The organism is Bordetella sp. H567 (assembly GCF_001704295.1).
Classification (GTDB): Bacteria; Pseudomonadota; Gammaproteobacteria; order Burkholderiales; family Burkholderiaceae_B; genus Bordetella_C.
The window spans coordinates 545,163-565,494 of record NZ_CP012334.1; the positions used below are offsets into that span (position 1 = coordinate 545,163).

The 20,332-nt window shown below is 60.0% G+C and carries 16 protein-coding genes; 13 read left to right on the forward strand and 3 right to left on the reverse strand.

Annotation, left to right across the window (positions count from 1 at the left end; all coding sequences use genetic code 11):
- Positions 1–10: 10 nt before the first annotated feature.
- Positions 11–1,270 carry a TIGR03862 family flavoprotein gene (locus AKI39_RS02435; RefSeq protein WP_066632102.1) on the reverse strand — a complete coding sequence of 420 codons (1,260 nt, stop codon included), beginning with the start codon at positions 1,268–1,270 and terminating at the stop codon, positions 11–13.
- Between the two features lie 276 nt (positions 1,271–1,546).
- On the opposite strand from AKI39_RS02435, the gene AKI39_RS02440 reads away from it, so the two are divergent.
- From AKI39_RS02440 to AKI39_RS02485, 12 genes are all read left to right on the forward strand, one after another.
- Positions 1,547–2,746 (forward strand): ammonium transporter, encoded by a 1,200-nt coding sequence (locus tag AKI39_RS02440; protein ID WP_066632104.1) that lies wholly within the window; start codon positions 1,547–1,549, stop codon positions 2,744–2,746.
- A gap of 344 nt (positions 2,747–3,090) precedes the next feature.
- Positions 3,091–4,185, forward strand: coding sequence for a peptidyl-alpha-hydroxyglycine alpha-amidating lyase family protein (locus AKI39_RS02445; protein ID WP_066632106.1), 1,095 nt, complete (start codon positions 3,091–3,093; stop codon positions 4,183–4,185).
- A gap of 268 nt (positions 4,186–4,453) precedes the next feature.
- Positions 4,454–5,545 carry a redox-regulated ATPase YchF gene (gene ychF, locus AKI39_RS02450; RefSeq protein ID WP_066632107.1) on the forward strand — a complete coding sequence of 364 codons (1,092 nt, stop codon included), beginning with the start codon at positions 4,454–4,456 and terminating at the stop codon, positions 5,543–5,545.
- Between the two features lie 196 nt (positions 5,546–5,741).
- Positions 5,742–6,569: a tyrosine-type recombinase/integrase gene (locus AKI39_RS25950; RefSeq protein WP_235610726.1), complete on the forward strand. Its 828-nt coding sequence runs from the start codon at positions 5,742–5,744 to the stop codon at positions 6,567–6,569.
- The gene (locus AKI39_RS25955; RefSeq protein WP_235610727.1) at positions 6,458–6,952 is read left to right on the forward strand and encodes a tyrosine-type recombinase/integrase; all 495 of its coding nucleotides are present in this window, start codon (positions 6,458–6,460) and stop codon (positions 6,950–6,952) included. Before AKI39_RS25950 ends, AKI39_RS25955 begins: the two co-directional genes overlap by 112 nt.
- Positions 6,953–7,303: 351 nt before the next feature.
- Positions 7,304–7,549 carry an HVO_A0114 family putative DNA-binding protein gene (locus AKI39_RS25855; RefSeq protein WP_235610728.1) on the forward strand — a complete coding sequence of 82 codons (246 nt, stop codon included), beginning with the start codon at positions 7,304–7,306 and terminating at the stop codon, positions 7,547–7,549.
- 26 nt (positions 7,550–7,575) lie between these two features.
- Positions 7,576–8,568, forward strand: a complete 993-nt coding sequence (locus AKI39_RS02465) for a restriction endonuclease (RefSeq protein WP_066632112.1) — start codon at positions 7,576–7,578, stop codon at positions 8,566–8,568.
- Between the two features lie 79 nt (positions 8,569–8,647).
- The gene (locus AKI39_RS02470) at positions 8,648–10,834 is read left to right on the forward strand and encodes a type I restriction-modification system subunit M (RefSeq protein ID WP_066632113.1); all 2,187 of its coding nucleotides are present in this window, start codon (positions 8,648–8,650) and stop codon (positions 10,832–10,834) included.
- Complete coding sequence (locus tag AKI39_RS02475) at positions 10,831–11,910, forward strand: virulence RhuM family protein (RefSeq protein ID WP_066632114.1); 1,080 nt, start codon at positions 10,831–10,833, stop codon at positions 11,908–11,910. The genes AKI39_RS02470 and AKI39_RS02475 overlap by 4 nt, the downstream gene beginning before the upstream one ends.
- Positions 11,907–13,226: a restriction endonuclease subunit S gene (locus tag AKI39_RS02480; protein ID WP_145925176.1), complete on the forward strand. Its 1,320-nt coding sequence runs from the start codon at positions 11,907–11,909 to the stop codon at positions 13,224–13,226. Before AKI39_RS02475 ends, AKI39_RS02480 begins: the two co-directional genes overlap by 4 nt.
- Positions 13,223–13,834 carry a hypothetical protein gene (locus AKI39_RS24795; RefSeq protein ID WP_076879651.1) on the forward strand — a complete coding sequence of 204 codons (612 nt, stop codon included), beginning with the start codon at positions 13,223–13,225 and terminating at the stop codon, positions 13,832–13,834. Before AKI39_RS02480 ends, AKI39_RS24795 begins: the two co-directional genes overlap by 4 nt.
- A 3-nt stretch (positions 13,835–13,837) precedes the next feature.
- Positions 13,838–16,918: a type I restriction endonuclease subunit R gene (locus tag AKI39_RS02485; protein WP_066632116.1), complete on the forward strand. Its 3,081-nt coding sequence runs from the start codon at positions 13,838–13,840 to the stop codon at positions 16,916–16,918.
- A gap of 83 nt (positions 16,919–17,001) precedes the next feature.
- Here AKI39_RS02485 and AKI39_RS02490 read toward each other — a convergent pair whose 3' ends face one another.
- Together AKI39_RS02490 and AKI39_RS02495 are read right to left on the reverse strand one after the other, a co-directional pair.
- Positions 17,002–17,865 (reverse strand): phage integrase N-terminal domain-containing protein, encoded by an 864-nt coding sequence (locus AKI39_RS02490; RefSeq protein ID WP_066632118.1) that lies wholly within the window; start codon positions 17,863–17,865, stop codon positions 17,002–17,004.
- Positions 17,866–18,467: 602 nt separating this feature from the next.
- Positions 18,468–18,845 (reverse strand): hypothetical protein, encoded by a 378-nt coding sequence (locus AKI39_RS02495; RefSeq protein WP_235610730.1) that lies wholly within the window; start codon positions 18,843–18,845, stop codon positions 18,468–18,470.
- Between the two features lie 269 nt (positions 18,846–19,114).
- Here AKI39_RS02495 and AKI39_RS02500 point away from each other — a divergent pair, with 269 nt between their 5' ends.
- Positions 19,115–20,236 (forward strand): Fic family protein, encoded by a 1,122-nt coding sequence (locus tag AKI39_RS02500; RefSeq protein WP_066632119.1) that lies wholly within the window; start codon positions 19,115–19,117, stop codon positions 20,234–20,236.
- The last annotated feature ends 96 nt before the right edge of the window (positions 20,237–20,332 follow it).

Sequence of the window (20,332 nt, forward strand, 5' to 3'; positions counted from 1 at the left end):
TCGGGCCCGACTAATCCTGCGGGGCTCGCCAACGCAACACGCCCTGCGCCGTGGCACGCCCGCTGGCGATGCACGCCGTCAGCAGATAGCCGCCCGTGGGCGCTTCCCAATCCAGCATCTCGCCGGCGCAGAAAACGCCGGGCACCTGCTTCAGCATGGAATTGTCGTCCAGCGCGTCGAAGCGCACGCCGCCGGCCGTGCTGATCGCTTCATCGATGGGGCGCGTCGCGGTCAGGACGAGTGGCAAGGCCTTGATCGTGCGGGCCAGGGTGCCGGGGTCCAGCATGGCCTCCTTGGACAACGCTTCGCGCAACAGCGCCGCCTTCACGCCGATGACGCCGACGCGGCTTTGCAAGTGCGACGATAGCGAACGCGCGCCGCGCGGGTGGCTGACGTCCGCCAGTACACGGTCGGCTGTCCGGTCCGGCAGCAGGTCGATGGTCAGCACGGCCCGGCCGTCGCGTTCGAGCTGGCCGCGCAAGGCGGTCGAGAGCGCATAGATCAGGCTGCCTTCGACGCCCGGTTCGCTGATCACGAATTCTCCGCGGCGCCGCAGGGGCGTGCCGTCCACGTTCACGCAGCTCGCCACCACGTTCACGCAGCTCGCCACCACGTTCTTGACCGGCTCGCCGGCGAACTTGGCCCGAAAGAAGTCCGACCAGGCGATCTCGAAACCGCAGTTTGCCGGCTTCAGGGGCGCGACCTGCACGCCGCGTCCCGCCAACAGCGGTATCCATGCCCCATCCGAACCCAGCCTGGCCCAACTGCCCCCGCCCAATGCCAGGATCACGGCGTCCGCGTCGTGCGTACTTTCGCCGCCGGGCGTGGCGAAGCGCAGGCGGCCGGCGTCGTCCCAGCCGGTCCATCGATGGCGGGCGTGCGTGACGACGCCGTTCTCGCGCAGGCGATGCACCCAGGCGCGCAACAAGGGCGCGGCTTTCATCTCGCGCGGAAACACGCGCCCCGAACTGCCGACGAAGGTTTCGATGCCCAGGCCCACCGCCCACTCGCGCACCGCATCCGGCGGAAATGCCCGCACGAGCGGCGCGATCTCGGCTTGCCGGTCGCCATAGCGCGACAGGAAAGCCGCCAGCGGTTCGCCATGGGTCAGATTGAGCCCGCCGCGGCCGGCCATCAGGAACTTGCGGCCCACGGACGGCATGGCGTCGAAGAGGTCGACGCCCACGCCGGCGGCGGCAAGGACTTCGGCGGCGGCCAGCCCGGCGGGGCCGCCGCCGATGACGGCGATACGAGAGGAGAGATGCGGCATGGCGGGCAGTGTAGTCCTTCCGCCGGGCTGTCATCGCGGCAAGGCAGGCTTGCCCAAGCCGGGACGGGCCTGCATAGCCCGGCACGCCATGTTCCGTGGCGGTGGCGTCGCTGCAACATAGGCGCTGGCTTGCCGCTGGCCTTTTGTCCCGGTCCCGCGGCGCTTGGCTGCGTGTAAGACGTTTTCGTGTATCGTGCGTGGCGCGTTTTTTAATACGGAGACAGCCAGAGCGGGATGTGGGGGCAGGCGCCCTCGGCGTCACGCCGGAATACCGCCATGGATACGTTCAAATCAGCCGCCGATACCCTGTTCATCCTCATTGGGGCGATCATGGTGCTCGCGATGCACGCGGGCTTCGCCTTCCTTGAACTGGGAACCGTGCGCAAGAAGAACCAGGTCAATGCCCTGGTCAAGATCCTGGTGGATTTCGCGGTGTCGACCATCGCGTATTTCTTCGTCGGCTATCAGATCGCCTATGGCGTGCAGTTTTTTACCGGTGCCGAGGCGCTTGCGGTGAAGAACGGCCACGAGTTGGTGCGCTTCTTCTTCCTGCTGACCTTCGCGGCCGCGATTCCGGCGATCATCTCCGGCGGCATCGCCGAGCGCTCGCGCTTCAATCCGCAACTGGCGGCCACGGCGCTGCTGGTCGGACTGGTGTATCCCTTCCTGGAAGGCATCGTCTGGAACGGCCATCTGGGACTGCAGCAGTGGCTGACGGACGCCACCGGCGCGCCTTTCCATGACTTCGCTGGTTCGGTAGTCGTGCACGCTTTCGGCGGCTGGGTGGCCCTGGTCGCCGTGGTGCTGCTGGGCGCGCGGCGTGGGCGGTACAAGGATGGCCGCATCGCGGCGCATCCGCCGTCCAATATTCCCTTCCTGGCGCTGGGCGCCTGGGTGCTGACGGTGGGCTGGTTCGGCTTCAATGTCATGAGCGCGCAGACGCTGGACAAGATCAGCGGCCTGGTCGCCATGAATTCGCTGATGGCGATGGCGGGCGGCACGCTGTCCGCGTGGCTGGTGGGGCGCAACGACCCCGGGTTCACGTATAACGGCCCGCTCGCGGGGCTGGTGGCGGTGTGTGCGGGATCGGATCTGATGCATCCGATCGGCGCCCTGGCAACCGGCGCCGTCGCCGGCGTGTTGTTTGTCTATATGTTCACGCGGGTGCAGAACAAATGGCGCATCGACGACGTGCTGGGCGTGTGGCCGCTGCACGGCCTGTGCGGCGCGTGGGGCGGCATCGCGGCGGGGATCTTCGGCCTGCATTCCCTGGGCGGGCTCGGCGGGGTGTCTTTCCTGGCCCAGGTCGCCGGCACGCTGTTCGGCGTCGTGGTCGCGCTGGCAGGCGGGTTCATCGTCTACGGCATCATCCGCGCGACCGTGGGCCTGCGGGTCAGCCCGGAGGCGGAGTTCAATGGCGCCGACCTGTCGATCCACCGGATCTCATCCACGCCGGAGCGAGAAACAAACTGGTAGGTGGGCGCGGCGCGCCGCGACGCACCGACAGTTGAAGCCAGGTTTTCTCGTACCGGGCGTACACGCGACCGGAAGTTTTGCCCGTGTGTATGCACCGGGCAATAGAAATGCCTGCCCATCAGGCGGCGTTGCGCCGGTGAGGCAGTGATTCCCAGCCCAGCATGGCAAGGCCGATCGATTTGAGCGCGGGTTTGGCGAGCACCCTGGGGTCAGGCAGGAAAATGAAGCCGCCGCATGGATGATGGCCTTTTCATACAGGTCCTTGTCAGAATGTCACTGCTATACGAACCGGATACCTGAAAGAACAAGCGCTTCATCACAGCGAAGGTCCAGGAGGAGACGGCATGAAACAGAAGACATTGTTGATCACTGCTGCATTGACCTTGGGGCCGGCTCTGGCGCTTGCCGCGACAGACGCGCAGGAAATCCCCTTCAAGGCGACCAACCCCATCAAGATGCCGGCCGGGCAGCACCTGGGCGAGGTATCGGGCGTCGCGCTGGACAAGGCCGGCCATATCTACGTCTTCCAGCGTGGCAATACGATCGGCCCGGCTTATGGCGCGGCGGCGGCCCAATTGCTGGAGTTCGATCAAAACGGCAAGTACGTGCGCGAGATCGGCGCGCATCTCTACGCCTGGTCCTTCGCCCACGACGTGCGCGTGGATCCGCAAGGCAATATCTGGGCCGCCGACAAGGGCTCGGACGTGGTCATCAAGTTCAATAAACAAGGCGAGGTGGTGTGGGTCATCGGCCGCAAGCCTGAGGCCAGCGACGAGAACGCCCATCCGCTGGAACATCCCAAGCCGCCCCTGCCGGCTGTTGACGGCGCTTTCCGCCAGGTCACCGACATGGCTTGGGACTCCAAGGGCAATACCTATATCTCGGACGGCTACATCAATTCGCGGGTGGCCAAGATCGGACCCGACGGCCGTTGGCTGAAGTCGTGGGGCACGTTTGGTTCGGAGCAGGGCCAGTTCAACACCCTGCATGCCATCGCCACCGACGCCGAGGACCATGTCTACGTGGCGGATCGCGGCAACCGGCGCATCCAGGTGTTCGACACCGAAGGGAAGTATCTGCGTTCGATCACCATCGACGTGCCGGCCCCGCCGGATGCCCAACAGCTCTACGGCAACAAGCCCAACCCCGAGGCGGGCGGCGTGGCCACCATGTTTCCCGGTGCGCCTTGGACTTTGTGTATCACCCCCAAGGTGCCGGGCAAGGAGCAGGTGCTGTACACCTCCGATGCCTACCCCGGACGCATCTACAAGCTGAGCCTGGACGGCAAGCTGTTGGGCTACCTTGGCAGCTCGGGCCGCAACGCCGGCCAGTTCGGCTGGGTCCACGAAATCGCCTGCCCCAACGAAAACACGCTGTATGTCGGCGAATTGCTTAACTGGCGCGTGCAGAAGCTGACTTTGAGCCCGACCAAGAAGTAATGCGGGGGCCGGCGCATGGCTGGAGCCCTGCGCCGGCTGGGTCCGATGCTTGGGCTGCGATATCCGGCGCCAGGGCCGTGCAGGGGAAACAAGTGCCGGGGTGTGCCCGGCCCCTCGGTTAAAATCACGTCTTTCGTGGACAAAACCCCCGGGGTTGGCCGGTTTTGTCGCTAATTCACGACCTGCCCGCACCATTTCCGGCGCGGGTCGGGGCACTTCCGGCACGCCCACATCGGGCTCGATAGTGCCTGGACAATCAAGGACTTACATGGCTTTGCAATGCGGCATCGTCGGCCTGCCCAACGTCGGCAAATCGACTCTCTTCAACGCCTTGACGAAGGCCGGCATCCCGGCGGAAAACTATCCCTTCTGCACCATCGAGCCCAACGTGGGCGTGGTGGAAGTGCCGGATTCCCGTTTGCAGAAGCTGGCGGAGATCGTCTCGCCGGAACGCGTCCTGCCGGCCACGGTGGAATTCGTGGACATCGCCGGCCTGGTCGCCGGCGCCAGCCAGGGCGAAGGCCTGGGCAACCAGTTCCTGTCGCACATTCGCGAAACGCATGCCATCGTCAACGTCGTGCGCTGCTTCGAAAACCCCAACGTGATCCACGTGGCGGGCAAGGTCGACCCGATCGCCGACATCGAAGTCATCGAAACCGAATTGGCGCTGGCCGATCTGCAGACCGCCGAAAAAGCCCTGCATCGCCATAACAAGACGGCGCGCTCCGGCGACAAGGACGCGCAGCGCCTGGTGACCATCCTGGAAAAGTGCATCGCCCAGTTGAACGAAGCCAAGCCGGTGCGGGCGCTGGACCTGACGCAGGAAGAGCGCGCGCTGATCGCGCCGATGTGCTTCATCACGTCCAAGCCGGCGATGTACGTGGGCAATGTGAATGACGACGGCTTCACCAATAATCCGCTGCTGGATCGACTGACCGAATTCGCCAACGCACGCAATGCGCCGGTCGTGGCGATCTGCGCGGCGATCGAGTCGGAAATCGTCGATCTTCCGGAAGAAGATCGATCGGCGTTCCTGGCCGATATGGGGATGGAAGAGCCGGGTCTGAACCGGCTGATCCGCGCGGCGTTCAAGCTGTTGGGCTTGCAAACGTACTTCACCGCGGGCGTGAAGGAAGTGCGGGCGTGGACGATTCCGATCGGGGCAACCGCGCCGCAGGCGGCGGGCGTTATCCATACCGACTTCGAGCGCGGCTTCATTCGGGCACAGACGATTTCCTATGAGGACTTCATCGCCTGCAAGGGCGAGCAGGGTGCGAAGGAAGCCGGCAAGATGCGCGCGGAAGGGAAGGAGTACGTCGTGCAGGATGGGGATGTGATGAACTTCCTGTTCAACGTCTGACGATTTTTGCTGGATCTCGGTGGCGCTCAGTAGCGCTTGGTGGATTGGTTTATCCGTTCTAAATTAATGGGTTGCAGAAACAATACGGTCTGCTGAGCGTTCCTATTGTTCATCGAGGTCCAGAAAATTCGGGGGTAGCGTTGGGGGTACTCGTGTTCAACCGTGTGGGTACTTTTCCCCGCAGTGGAGTCCAACGATGCCCGAGAATCTACTCACCGATGCCAAGGTCAAGGCGGCCAAACCGACTGATCGAGACTGGAAGCTTTCGGACGGCGGGGGCCTGTTCCTGCTGGTCAAGTCCACCGGCGGCAAGCTCTGGCGGTGGAAGTACCGCCTGCAAGGCAAGGAGAACCTCTTTGCCATTGGCGGCTTTCCTCAAGTAAGCCTTGCGGAGGCGCGTGCGGCCCGAGAGAAAGCGCGTGCCTTGGTTAAGCATGGTATCCATCCCGCCCATGATCGGCAGCAGGTCAAGCAGCGCAACCTGGAAGCACTGGAGGAGCGTAAGCGCGCTCGTGAAAGCTCGTTTGCCAAGGTGGCGCAGGCGTACCTGGCCGAGATCAAGTCTGTCTTTGCGCTCAGTTCCTACCGTACGAAAGAGTCCCGTATCAGGAAATATCTGTCGCCCAAATTCGACGGGATGCCGATGAGCGACATTGGCGTTAAACAGATTCGTCCGCTGCTGGAAGAGTGCAAGGCCCACGGTGCTTGGGCAGCCATTCACGTCAAAGGCGATCTGGCGGCGATCTTTGAGTTCGCAGTGGTGCGTGGCCTGGTAGAGGCCAATCCAATTCCCAGTCTTCGCGGGCTGTTGCGCGTGCCGTTCAGCGAGAGCAAGGCGGCGATGACGCGCGAGCAGATCCAGAAGTTCTGTCAGGCCCTGCGCGGCTACCGGGGCTATCCAGAAACGGCGTTGTGCCTGCGGTTGATTGCGCTGACCGCCTGCCGTCCAGGGAAGCGGCGGATGCCGAGTGGGATGAGTTCGACTTTGAGGATGCTCTGTGGCGTCGGCCTGCGGCGAAGATGAAAGCGCGGCGCGACCATGTCAGCCCGTTGTCTGCACAGGCCATTGCCGCGTTGAAGGATTTGCAGTGCATCACGGGCGGTGGCAGTTATCTGTTCCCACACCGGAGCGGCAAGGGCTTCACCACGCCCAACCGGCTCACCTACGCGATGCGTGACATGAACCTGGGGCGGGGTACGACGCCGCACTGCTGGCGGACGACCTTTTCGACCTGGGCCAATGAGAGCGGATACCGGCCTGATGCAATTGAACGGCAGCTTGCCCACGTGGAAAGCAACAAGGTGCGGGCGACGTACAACAAGGCGCTGCTGTTGGATCAGAGAAGGACGCTGTTGCAGGACTGGGCGGACTATCTGAGTACGGCGGAGGACAGTGGCACGGCATAGGGACGATTTGGCCGAGTGTTGCAGAGCGAGTGAGCAGGGGGCGGCCTTTTCCTTTTCAGGATAGGGCCGTTCTCCCTTGAGTGCCGTTCCCTTGCCGTTTGCCTTTGCCGAGTACGGACCGCTGAAAATGGGGTAATCACTTTAGGATATTAGGGTAACTTTTATTGAAATTACCCCATTTTTTCGTGGGATCGCGTCAGGGTTTTTCCGTGCGTCCAGCAGTGTTTATCAGAGATTGATATCATTGTAAGTCAACGTGTCTTTGGGCTTAGATGCATGAAACGCTGCATTGTGGGTGTTCGACAGCCGGATAGTTCGCCTCCTTCGCGAGGGGGCGAAGTTCCTAGCATCTTGTTCCCATCCCTGGCGTCGCTGGCAGCCGTGCTGTCGGACGACAACCGCCGCCTGCTGCGGTTGATCCATGACAAACAACCCAAGTCTCTGACCGAATTGGCCGAACTCAGCGGCCGCAAGGTGCCGAACCTGTCACGCACTCTGAAAATGATGGCGGATTACGGCCTGGTTTCGCTGCAGCGCAATGTTCGAGATGTTCAGCCGACCGCACTGGCGACTGAATTTCTGGTTGTGCTGGATTGATGGCTATGAATACGAGAGGGAATGCGATGGCACGGATGTGGATGGTGCGCGGCGAAGGCGGCAGCCTGTATGACGCCTTTCGAGAACGCGGCGTGGCTGCCGTGGGCTGGAATCAATTGGCGGCCCATGCCAAACCCGGTGTCGGGCGCAAGCAGTTGATCGCCCTATACCGATCCGCCGAGCCCCAGGCAAAACAAGGCACGGTGGTATCGGGCGCATCCCAGGTCTGGCGCTTCGTCAACGACATCCAGGATGGTGATTGGATCGTCACCTACTCGCCAGCCAATCGCGTGTACTCAATTGGCAAGGTCACTGGCCCGGCCGAGCATCACCAAGAGTGGGCTGAACAAGGCATGCCATTGGCGCGCAAGGTGCAGTGGCAAGTGCAGGAATTGCCACGCGACAGCTTGGGCACCAGCACAAAGAACAGTCTGGGTTCGACCCTGACCCTCTTCGAGGTTCCGTCCAGCGCGGCAGGCGAAGTGTTGGCGGCGCTGAAGGGTAAACCGGTTCCAGTCGTGGAAGACGAAGCCGAGGAAGTCATCGCCGACCCGCTGGCCGATATCGAATCCCAGGCGCTGGAGCGCATCAAGGATCGGGTCAACGAACTCGACTGGGACGACATGCAGCAACTGGTCGCCGGAATCCTGCGCGCTATGGGCTACAAGACACAGGTTTCGCCGCCTGGCTCGGATCGGGGCAAAGATATCGTTGCCTCGCCGGACGGATTTGGCTTCGAACACCCGCGCATCGTCGTAGAGGTCAAGCACCGCAAGGGGCAGATGGGCAGCCAGGAAATCCGCAGCTTCCTCGGCGGCCGCCACAAGGATGATCGCGGGCTATATGTCAGCACCGGCGGCTTCTCCAAGGATGCCCAGTACGAAGCAGATCGGGCATCCATTCCTCTGGCAATGTGGACGCTGGATCATGTAGTCCGCGCGCTGATCGAGCACTACGACGCCACCGACGCCGAAACCAAACGAATCGTGCCGCTGAAGCGGTTGTACTGGCCGGCTTGAGCTTGCAAAGAAAACACTTCGCTAATACCGCCACGACCAGTACTGGCGAACTTACGCATTTGGAACAAGAAGATTTTTGATGAACGTCCACACACACGAAGCACTGAAAAGCACCATCTGGGAGATCGCTAACCGACTTCGCGGCCCTTACCGCCCACCCCAATATCGTCTGGTCATGTTGCCGATGGTGGTGTTGCGCCGCCTGGATTGCGTGCTAGAGCCAACCAAAGACAAAGTACTCAAACAATACAAAAAGCTGACGGCGCAGAACATGCCGGAAAGTGCGATGGAGCGCTTGCTTGGCCGTGCAGCGGACCCCCAGCGCGATCATCCGCTCTACAACACCAGTCCATTCACCTTCGAGCTGCTGCTGGGCGACTCGGAGAATATTGCGCCGAACCTCGTCTCCTACATCAACGGCTTTTCCCCTACGGCGAGAACCATCTTCGAGCGGTTCAAGTTCACCGACCAGATCGAAAAGCTCGACGCAAGCAATCGACTGTTCACCATCGTCAAGGCGATGGCCGACGTGGACCTGCACCCTGACCACATCGACAACTTGCAAATGGGCTACTTGTTCGAGCATCTGGTGATGCGCTTCAACGAACAAGCCAACGAAGAAGCGGGCGATCACTTCACGCCGCGTGAAGTCATTCGCCTGATGGCGAATCTCGTTTATACGGGCGAGAAAGACGTTTACACACCGGGCATTTTCCGCACCATCTACGATCCCGCTTGCGGTACCGGCGGCATGCTGTCGGAATCGGAAAAGTTCATCCTCGACCAGAACAGCCAGGCCAACCTGGCCCTGTTCGGGCAAGAGTACAACGACGAATCCTGGGCCATCTGCTGTTCGGACATGCTGATCAAGGACGAGGACACCAGCAGCATTGTGTTGGGCGACACCCTGGGCGACGGCAAAACCCGTGATGGCTTCGAGGGTGAAAAATTCCACTACATGCTGGCCAATCCACCGTTCGGGGTGGAATGGAAGGACCAGAAGACCGTCGTTGAACGCGAACACAAGGAAATGGGCTTCTCCGGTCGTTTCGGTGCCGGGCTGCCGGCGATCAACGACGGTTCGCTGCTGTTCCTGCAGCACATGATCGCTAAGATGCATCTCTACACGGCCGGGGATGAAAACGCCGTCGGCTCCAAGATTGCCATCGTCTTCAACGGCTCGCCACTGTTCTCTGGCGATGCAGGATCGGGGCCATCCAACATTCGCCGCTGGATCATCGAAAACGATTGGCTCGATGCCATCGTCGCATTGCCCGACCAGCTTTTCTATAACACCGGCATCTACACCTACATCTGGCTGGTCACCAATCGCAAGGCGCCTGAGCGACGCGGCAAGGTACAGTTGATTGACGGCATGCGCTTTTGCCAGCGCATGAAGAAAAGTCTCAACAACAAGCGCCACGAAATCACCGAAGATCAGATACGCGAACTGACTCGCCTCTACGGCAATTTCCGAGATGGCGAGACGGCAGAGGTCGTGATCGACCAGAAGACCGGCGAGAAAGAAACCCGTGTTGTCTCCCGGATCTTCGAGAACCGTGAGTTCGGCTTTCTCAAGGTGACGGTGGAGCGCCCCTTGCGCATGAACGTCGAGGCTAGCGCCGAGCGCATCGCCAGGCTGGACGAGCAATCCGCCTTCGCCAACCTGGCGACCTCCAAGAAGCGCAAGGACGACAAAGCTGCAGCACGCGAGATTGAGGAAGGCCGTGAACAGCAAGACGCCATCCGCAACCTGCTGGCTGGGCTGGAGGCCAAAGGCCTCTACAGGGATCGCAAGGCGTTCGAAGCCGATCTGGACAGGGCCGCCAATGCCGTTGGGGTGAAACTGGCGGGCCCCATCAAGAAGGCCATCTTCGCCGCGCTGGGCGAGCGCGACCCGGAGGCTGAGATCTGCCGTGATCCCAAGGGCAGGCCGGAGCCGGACAGCGAACTGCGCGACACCGAGAACATTCCGCTACCCGCAGGTACCGTACTCCCGTTACCAATGGACTTTGGCCCGGACAAGCCCAATGACCGGCTAATCAAGGCTTTTCGCGACGTGATTGACGCCTACATGGCGAAGGAAGTGCTGCCCCACGTGGCCGATGCCTGGGTCGATTACGACAAGACCAAGGTCGGTTACGAAATTCCGATCAACCGGCATTTCTACGTCTACAAGCCGCCGCGCCCCTTGCCAGAAATCGAGGCCGATATCCGGCAACTGGAAGGCGAGATCGCCGATTTGCTCAAAGGACTGCTGGCATGAGCAAGAAGGACATCGTTCATGCCGCGCAAGGTGAATTGCTGATCTACCCGGCTGGGGGGGATGCGGGAGGAATCCGCGTGCTGCTGGCCGGTGAATCCGTCTGGCTGACCCAGGCCCAGATTGCCGAGCTTTACCAGACTACGCCCCAGAACATCACTCAACACCTCAAGGCCATCTACGCCGAAGGCGAACTAGAAGAGGCAGCAACGTGTAAGCCGTACTTACAAGTTCGCCAGGAGGGCGGACGAACCGTCTCCCGCAGCACCAAGCACTACCGGCTGGAAGCCATTCTTGCCGTCGGTTACCGCGTCCGCTCCGCACGCGGTACCGAGTTCCGTCAGTGGGCTACCGCGCGCCTGAGCGAGTACCTGACCAAGGGCTTTGTGCTGGATGACGAACGACTCAAGGGCAATACCAGCCCGGTGGATCACTTCGATGAGCTGCTGGCCCGCATTCGCGAAATCCGCGCCAGCGAGGCTCGGGTCTATCAACGCATCCGCGAAATCTTCAAGATGGCGGTGGACTACCGTGAAGGTGACCAAGCCACCCAACTCTTCTTCGCGACCATGCAGAACAAGATGCACTACGCCGCGACTGGCCTGACGGCGGCGGAAATCATCCGCAAGCGTGCCGATGCCTCCAAGCCCAACATGGGCGTCAACACCTGGAAGGGCAGCCATGTGCTCAAACAGGACGTAGGCACAGCCAAGAATTACTTGGATGCACAGGAAATCGACACCCTAAACCGCATCACCGTGATGTTCCTGGACCAGGCCGAATTTCGCGCCATGCGCCGACAGGACATCCGCCTCGCCGACTGGGATGGCTTTCTCGACAAGTTCCTGCGCGATACCGAACTGCCAGTGCTGGTTGGTGCTGGCAAAGTTGGTCGCCAGCAGGCGCTGGGCTGGGCTGAAGGGCAATACGACGCCTTCGCCGAGAGGCGGAGGCTTGAAGCCGAGCGGGTGGCAGAGGCGCGGTACTTGGAGGATTTGCGTAACTGTGCGGACAGCTTGAAATCGGTTAAACCGGCAGCAAGTAAGCGCTCATCAAACAAATCTGGAGACAAAGCATGACGACCGTTCCAGAGAAGGTAAAGCAGGCTTATGGGCGCATGCCGAAAGGATGGCGACTAAAAAAGCTGAAGTTTTTCACCGATGTCAAAAATAGCAATGTAGATAAAGTAATTGCCGATGGTGAAGAACCGGTTTTTCTTTGCAACTACACCGATGTTTACTACAACGACCGCATCACGCCTGAAATGGATTTCATGCAGGGCTCGGCTAGTCCCGCAGAGATAGCGAAGTTCAGTTTGAAGGGTGGGCAAGTCCTTCTTACCAAGGATAGTGAGGGATGGAATGATATTGGCATCCCCGCCTTGGTATCCGAAGACATGCCTAATGTACTTTGTGGGTATCACCTTTCCGTGCTTGAGCCGGGGCCAGAGCTGGATGGCGGATTCCTAGCGTGGCTTTGCCGGTCCGAACCTTTGAACGACCAATTTAAGTTGGGCGCGAATGGTGTCACTCGGTATGGCCTCGGTCAATATCCGATGAAGAACGCTGTCATTACAATTCCACCAATTGACACTCAGCGTAGTATCGCCAAGTTCCTGGATGAAAAGACCGCCCAAATCGACGGACTGATCGAAAAGAAGCGCGCGCTTCTGGACCGATTGGCCGAAAAGCGCCAAGCCCTCATCAACCGCGCCGTCACCAAGGGCTTGAATCCCGATGCCCCTATGAAGCCCTCTGGTATCGACTGGCTTGGCGATATTCCGGCGCATTGGGAGGTGCTACCCGTCAAAAGGGTTGCCAAGCTAGAGAGCGGACATACACCCGACAAGAAAATCGACGCCTATTGGGAAGGCTGCGAGATACCATGGGTGTCTCTTAATGACACGGCCATATTGCGAGAAGCAGATTACATTTCTGACACCACATTCAAGATAAATGAACTAGGCCTCGCAAATTCGTCCGCCCGGCTGCTTCCTGCTAGAGCAGTAGTTTTTACCCGTGATGCCACCATTGGCGAAAGCGCCATTACGACGCGGCCGATGGCTGTATCTCAGCACATCATCGCATGGTTGTGCCACAAAGATCGCGTTATACCAGAATACTTACTATTTACGATCTACGGAATGACTGGAGAATTATTGCGATTAACCAATGGATCAACAATTGGCACCATAGGACTCGGGGACGTGAAATCTATTCGCATGGCTCTGCCACCAATTGAGGAGCAGAAAGCGATTATTGCCACGATTGCTGCGGAAAAGAGCAAGCTGGATGAGGTCGTGCTTCAGATACATAAATCATCTGAACAACTATCAGGATATCGCGCCTCCATCGTTACTGCAGCTGTCACCGGGAAAATCACGGATCTGCAATGACACTGGCGGCGAGCACATACTTTGAGCATCTTAAAGCATACGTAAATAGAGATTACGTTATGCACCATGGAGACGGTGGCAAGGTTATTTTGACGGAGAAGTACTTTCGCCCTGAAGACATCAAGCCACAGGAGCGAAAGGTTGAACTGTTGCTTCCTGGAGTAGGAATGGCATTCAAACTGGATCACGATGATTTCGAAACGGCCAAGAAAAAAATTAAACCTGCTCTTTTTCATTTTCTCGACGACACCTCGAAACCATGGTCTAAGCGCTGCGACTTTGTCATTTTCTATGTTAACAGTCGCGCATTTCATGCGGACTGTATAGAGTTTAAATCCAAGAGTCTCACCGCCGATAAAATCGTTCCGCAACTCAGGGCGGGGGTGTGCTGGGTAACCAGCCTCAAACGTACTATCGAGCATTACACCGGTGATAAACGCAAGATCCGTTTGCGTAAGTTTGTATTTGCTGATAACGACAACCCTGGTGCATATTTGGATGTCAACTCGCAGCTCAAAGCCGATCCATCAATTCGGTATTACAATTTTGATGAAGTAAACGGGTTGTCACTGGCGGCACTGCAAAATACTTCTGTGCAGGAGATTTGAGCTATGTCTAGCCATACCGAAAGGGACTTTGAAAACGCCATCGAAGCCGGACTGATCGGTGTCGGCGGCTACGTCAAACGCTCGCCCACCGCTTACGACGAATCACTGGCGCTGTTTCCCGACGACGTGATCGGCTTTCTGAAAGATAGCCAACCCACGAAATGGACGCAGCTTGAAACCTTGCTCGGTGCCAAGACTAAAGCCACGACGCTGGACAGTCTCGCCAAGGAACTGGAGATCAAGGGCACGCTGCATGTGCTGCGCCACGGCTTCAAGTGCTATGGCAAGACCTTCCGGCTGGCGTATTTCCGTCCCAATTCGGGTATGAACCCCGAAGCCGCAGCCCTGTATGCCGCCAATCGGCTTGCTATCACCCGGCAGGTGGCCTTCACCTCGGTGATGAAGAACGCCGAGGGCAAGAACCGCCGCTGCATCATCGACGTGACGTTAAGCCTCAACGGCCTGCCGATTACTACGGCGGAGTTAAAGAACCCGCTGACCGGCCAACGTGCGGCAGATGCAGTGCTCCAGTACTGCGAGGCGCGCGATGAACGCGACCTGCTGTTCGCCTTCAAGAAACGTGCCCTAGTGCATTTCGCAGTAGATCCGGATGAGGTGTGGATGACCACACGCCTGAAGGGCAAGGCGACCGTATTTCTGCCTTTCAACCGGGGCAATAACCACGGTGCGGGCAATCCACCCCTCGAGGGCAACTGGAAAACCCATTATCTGTGGGATGAGGTATTGCAAGCTGATAGCTTGCTGGACATCCTGCAGCGCTTCATGCACCTGGAAGTGAAGGAGCGGCAGGTAAAGACAGACAAGGGCGCACGCACCATTCGCAAGGAAACGATGGTCTTCCCGCGTTACCACCAACTCGATGCGGTACGCAAACTGTTGGGGCATGCGCGCGCGAACGGCGCGGGGTGCAACTATCTCGTGCAGCATTCGGCAGGCTCGGGCAAATCCAACTCCATCGCCTGGCTGGCGCACCGGTTGGCCAGCCTGCACGATGCCAATGACCAAAAGGTATTCCATTCGGTGGTGGTGGTCACCGACCGGCGCGTGCTCGACCAGCAGTTGCAGAACACCATCTATCAGTTCGAGCATAAAACCGGGGTGGTTGAGAAGATCGACGAAGACACCCAGCAACTGGTGCATGCCCTGGCGCAAGGCACACCGATCATCATCACCACGCTCCAGAAGTTCCCATTCATCTCGCAGGCGCTCTCCACGCTTGAGGGCAAGGGTGCGGGCGTGAAGATCGACACTGCGGGCAAGCGCTTCGCCGTGATTGTGGACGAGGCGCACTCCTCGCAAAGCGGCGAGACAGCGACTGCCTTGCGAGGAATGCTGAACAGGGACGGTATCGAGGCCGCGATTGCCGCGCAGATGTCAGATGAGGAGGATGACGATCTGTCCGCCGAGGCCAGAGCAGCGCTGTTGCGCGATGCGCTCAAGCGCGCGCGTCAGCCGAACCTGTCGTTCTTCGCCTTTACCGCCACGCCGAAGTTTAAGACCAAGGTGCTGTTTGACGAGCCGGGACCATCAGGCACATCCCCCTTCCACGAGTACACCATGCGGCAGGCGATCGAAGAAGGCTTCATCATGGACGTGCTGCAAAATTACACGACCTACAAGCGCTTCTTTGGCCTCATCAAGCAGGTGGAGAATGACCCGAAAGTGCCGCGCAAGAAGGCCGCCAAGGCGCTGACCCGTTATCTGGAGTTGCACCCTGTCAACATCGAGCAGGTGGTGTCCGTGATCGTGGAGCACTTTCGGCTCTACGTGATGCACGAGTTGGGCGGGCGCGCCAAGGCCATGGTGGTTACCGGTTCGCGGCTGGCCGCCGTCAAGTACAAGCTGGCATTCGACCATTACATCAAGGCCAATGGTTACACAGGCATCCGTTCGCTGGTGGCCTTTTCAGGCACCGTTGAAGACCCGGAAAACCCTGACGCATCCTGGACCGAAGTGTCCATGAATGACGGGCTGGCTGAAAGCGAGCTGCCCGAGACCTTCGAGCGTGACGACTACCGCGTGCTGCTAGTCGCCGAGAAATACCAGACCGGCTTCGATCAACCACTGTTGCAGACCATGTATGTAGTGAAGAAGCTGGCCGGTGTGCAGGCGGTGCAGACCCTCTCCCGCCTCAACCGCATGGCGCCGGGCAAGGCACGCACCTTTGTGCTGGATTTCGCCAACGAGGAAGACGATATTTACAAGGCGTTCAAGCCCTACTACGAAGCAACACCCATCGGGAACAATGCAGACCCGCACCGTCTCTCCGAGTTGCAGCACAAACTGCTGGAATGGGCCATCTTCGCGCCTGCCGATGTGGATGCCTTTGCTGAGGTTTGGTATCGGCCCAAGCGTGAGCACTCGGCCAGCGACCATCGTGTGATGAATGCCTTGCTGGATGTGGTGGTGCATCGTTTCGGCGAGCGCGGGGAACACGAGCAGGAGGAGTTTCGCGGGCAGCTCACCGCTTACCGGAATCTGTATGCCTTTCTCTCGCAGATCATTCCCTATCAGGACAGCGAGCTTGAAAAGCTGTACGCTTTCGTGCGCAACCTGATCGCCAAGCTGCCCCCTCCGGGTGACGGGCAGGGATTCGCGCTGGATGATGAGGTGGCTTTGCGCTACTTCCGGCTGCAGCAGATGACCGAAGGCTCCATCGAACTGAGCATAGGTTATGCGGACATGTTGAAAGGACCAACTGACGTGGGCACCTTGCGTGTCGCCGAGGAGCCGGTGACGCTGTCGAGCCTGGTGGACAAACTCAACGAACGCTTCGGCACCGACTTCAATGAAGCCGACCAGTTGTTCTTCGACCAGATCCGCGCCACGGCGGAGGGCAACGAACAGATCGTCGAGGCAGCTCGCGCTAACAATCTGGGAGATTTTTCCTCCTATCTCGAACGCGCTCTAGACGAATTGTTCATCGACCGCATGGAAGGCAACGAGGAAATCTTCTCGCGCATCATGACCGACAAGGCTTTTCGTTCGGCTGCACACGAGCACCTGGCATTCGAAATCTTCCGGCGTGTGCGGGAGGGACAATCGAGTTCTGGAGAGCAGTAATGGCGGTCATACTCAATACAAGGTCGCACCGAGATTTGCTGTCAGATGAAAAACTGGCGCGAATGTCGCTGGCTCGTAAAGCTTTAGGTACCGAGGTAGATCGTCGTTACATTTATACGCTCATGCCCAAGCTCGCGGCTGATCTGCTGCCGGGCATGTAGGTCGCTCGTTCGCTGACTGGTACTGAGCTGAGCTTTAGGAAGACCACCTGCCGCAGGAGCCTTCCATCCCGTCAGCACCTCATACCGCATTTGCGGATACCGATGCCGCAGCCCATGCATATTGCTCAGTCCCGCAGCCTTGCACTGCCTGTCGTAGACATGTCGCTGTTCGATATAGGTCTTGTGCGGCGGAATCAATGATCCCGAGCCTGCCAAGCGATGGGCTTCATCCAGCACCGTCCGCTGTTCCGGTGTCGTGATTGGCTCCGTGCGATCACGCCCACCCTTGGCCCATGAGCCCTTTATGGCGATATGGTTGTCGCGGTCGGCGTAGCAGGGCTGAAACTTGATAGACTCTTCCCGCCGCAAACCAAAGGCGGCCTGCAAACGCAGGCTCATGCGGATATGAGGGTCGGTGATTCTGTCCAGCTTATCACCCAATTCCTTGGCCTTGCTTTCATTGGCCACATAGCGCCGCTCAGGAATGCCCAACTTGGTGTTATCCGCGGGCAGGATTCCCGCCTTGCCGATCTTCTCTGCCCACCAGCGCAGGTGGGAGAGCCGATTTTTGATGGTGCCAGACGACAAACCTTCGCCTTGCCAGCAGTCCAGCAGCGCCTGGACGTGCTTGCCCTTGAGCGACGATGCCTTCATCTGCCGGAAACCGGCCTCGCGCAATTGCCGCGCGGCCAGCGACAGCGAACGCATCCGGTCGGCCTGCGTGGTGTAGCTGCCATCACGGTTGCGGTGGCAAAGCTGCCGCAGGGTATAGGTCAAGTCGTCCATCTTCCGGGCCTCCGAGCAAAGTGCCGTACTGCGTTGTCCTGAAACTAAATGGTTAGTGTTGGTGCCAACTCGCCATGGCGAGATCCCTTGAGGGCAGGGGCATGGTGTTCAGGAGACACCAGAGCCTCGAATGAGGCGTCCGTCTTGCTTCCTGTGGGAAGCCCTGACGGAGGTATTGCAAGACGAAGGCGATATGAACCTGGACGAGTCCTCCTATGAAGTAAGTGGGATGAGAAATGCAGCGGGAGACCTGTGCGTTGCACAGAGGCAATTGCCGCAAAGGACAGTGCGCTAGGCGGCGCGGTAGGGATGAGTTCAAACAGACGAAGAAGGCTCCGCCCTGGATAGGGCCGGTATGCGGTCGGAGCCTGGGCATACCTGGGGCGGCTCCACCCTGTCGGGCCAGCGCTTGCAGGAATCTGCGCTGTTGGGGTTGCCGATGTATGAGGCGCATCGGTCTTGGCAACTGCCCGGTCAGTGTAGGGCGGCCATCATCATGTCTGCCGCACGCAATAGGATTCGGCATTCGCCCGCATTGTTGCTGGCGTGGGCGGGGTCGTCCCTGCGGCGTGCAGTGACGACCCGTTTCGCGGCAGCATTTGCTACGCAGGATGCGGCTGCCATCCCCTGGCCTGCATCGCCTGTGCTGCGATGTCCCCAGCGTTCGTCGAGGCGTTCAGCATCTTGCGGATGTTGGCGATGTGCGCCAGGGCGGTTTCACGCGATGCCGGTTGCGCAGTCGGTTCTGGGTGGTGTTCGGTGGGTGGCACACCAGCAGGCCGATTTTCGGCAGGCCGTGGGGCGGCAGATGTCTCCTTACGACCTGCCCACAAGCGGAACTCGCCCGAAAAAACGCGCTTCACCAAAGCGAAGAAGTAGGCCACGACATTGCGCACAGTGCCGCTCTGGCTGCGTGCCTGCAACTCGTCGAGCACTTCCTGGCGACGCTGCGGCGGCAGCCGCCGCAAGGCGGCCTGCACGTCCTTTTGCTGATCTGCCCGGGCATTTCTCAGGCAAGTCGGTAAGCTCACCGACTGCGCTGCCGGATCGCCGTCGCCTTCGCGCGCGCGGTACGTACGCGAAACCTAGTGTTCACAAGCCTTTGCCGACCGATCAACGTTTAAAAGCTCGCAATGGGTGGGTAGCGCTTGGTATCGGGCGCGCGCGCACTCTGCCACGCCAGCCCCACCGCTAAGGTCGGCACCGTTCCACACTTCTTGACGCGGTGAATCCGCTCCATAATCTCCGCATGAATAGCGGGGATTATTGCTACATCTGGCGGGCTCCCGACTGGCCGAGCTGGCGCTACGACCTGGTGGCTCTAGCTGAATCGCTGGCACGAGCCGGCCGCGCCCAGGGTGTCCTCCTGGGTCGCCTGGCCGATGCCGGCCCAGGGCTGCGTGACCAGGCCAGCCTGGTCGCATTGACGGACGACGTCATCAACACCAGCGAAATAGAAGGCGAGCACCTGAATGCCGCTTCGGTGCGTTCTTCCATTGCCCGCCGCCTTGGCGTTGATATCGGCTCCCTGGCGCCGGTGGATCGCCATGTGGAAGGGGTGGTGGAGATGGTATTGGATGCCAGCACGCATTGCGTCATGCCGCTTACGGCGGAGCGCCTGTTTGCATGGCATGCCTCGCTGTTTCCAACGGGCTATTCGGGCCTGAGCAAGATCGCCACCGGCGCCTGGCGGGACGATGTCCATGTGTCCGGTCCGGTAGGCCGCCAGAAGGTCCATTACGAGGCGCTTCCGGCCCATCGTCTACCCGGCGAGATGATGCGCTTTCTGGAATGGGTGAACAACCCGGCCGTGGCCGAACCCGCACTGATCCGAGCCGGGTTGGGACATTTGTGGTTCGTCACCCTGCATCCGTTTGATGACGGCAACGGCCGCATTGCTCGCGCCATCGGCGATCTCTCGCTGGCGCGAGCCGATGGAAGCCCCCAGCGCTTCTACAGCTTGTCAGCGCAGATCCAGCGTGAGCGCAAAGCCTATTACGACATCCTGGAGCGCACGCAAAAAGGTACGCTGGATGTGACCGAGTGGCTGCTGTGGTTCTTGCGGATGCTCGACGAGGCCGTGGGACACGCGCATCATGCGCTGGATGCGGTACTGGAGAAGGCGCGATTCTGGCAACGGCTGGCCGGAGCCTCGCTCAACGAACGGCAAGTGAAGGTGCTCAATCGCCTTCTGGACGGTTTCGAGGGCAAGCTGACCAGCAGCAAGTGGGCGGCGCTGGCCAAATGTTCGCCGGACACCGCCTTGCGGGACATCAACGAGCTGGTGCAGGCGGGCGTCTTGCAGCGCTCGACGGCAGGCGGACGCAGCACCAGCTACGAGTTGCTTGGGCTGAGGCGCTCGAGCGCTTGAGCGTTCCGGGCGGCATCGCTGCGATAGCCCATGGTCCGTCCGGCGGCCGCCCGCGATGGCTCCTGCCCCGTCAAGCGACATTCCCTCGCTGATCTA

Coding starts and splice junctions, on each gene's coding strand:
- AKI39_RS02465 (WP_066632112.1), top strand. CDS start 7,576: ATGGCACGGATGTGGATGGTGCGCGGCGAAGGCGGCAGCCTGTATGAC.
- AKI39_RS24795 (WP_076879651.1), top strand. CDS start 13,223: ATGACACTGGCGGCGAGCACATACTTTGAGCATCTTAAAGCATACGTA.
- AKI39_RS02470 (WP_066632113.1), top strand. CDS start 8,648: ATGAACGTCCACACACACGAAGCACTGAAAAGCACCATCTGGGAGATC.
- AKI39_RS02485 (WP_066632116.1), top strand. CDS start 13,838: ATGTCTAGCCATACCGAAAGGGACTTTGAAAACGCCATCGAAGCCGGA.
- AKI39_RS02435 (WP_066632102.1), bottom strand. CDS start 1,270: ATGCCGCATCTCTCCTCTCGTATCGCCGTCATCGGCGGCGGCCCCGCC.
- AKI39_RS25950 (WP_235610726.1), top strand. CDS start 5,742: ATGCCCGAGAATCTACTCACCGATGCCAAGGTCAAGGCGGCCAAACCG.
- AKI39_RS02440 (WP_066632104.1), top strand. CDS start 1,547: ATGGATACGTTCAAATCAGCCGCCGATACCCTGTTCATCCTCATTGGG.
- AKI39_RS02445 (WP_066632106.1), top strand. CDS start 3,091: ATGAAACAGAAGACATTGTTGATCACTGCTGCATTGACCTTGGGGCCG.
- AKI39_RS02500 (WP_066632119.1), top strand. CDS start 19,115: ATGAATAGCGGGGATTATTGCTACATCTGGCGGGCTCCCGACTGGCCG.
- AKI39_RS02480 (WP_145925176.1), top strand. CDS start 11,907: ATGACGACCGTTCCAGAGAAGGTAAAGCAGGCTTATGGGCGCATGCCG.
- AKI39_RS02490 (WP_066632118.1), bottom strand. CDS start 17,865: ATGGACGACTTGACCTATACCCTGCGGCAGCTTTGCCACCGCAACCGT.
- ychF (WP_066632107.1), top strand. CDS start 4,454: ATGGCTTTGCAATGCGGCATCGTCGGCCTGCCCAACGTCGGCAAATCG.
- AKI39_RS02475 (WP_066632114.1), top strand. CDS start 10,831: ATGAGCAAGAAGGACATCGTTCATGCCGCGCAAGGTGAATTGCTGATC.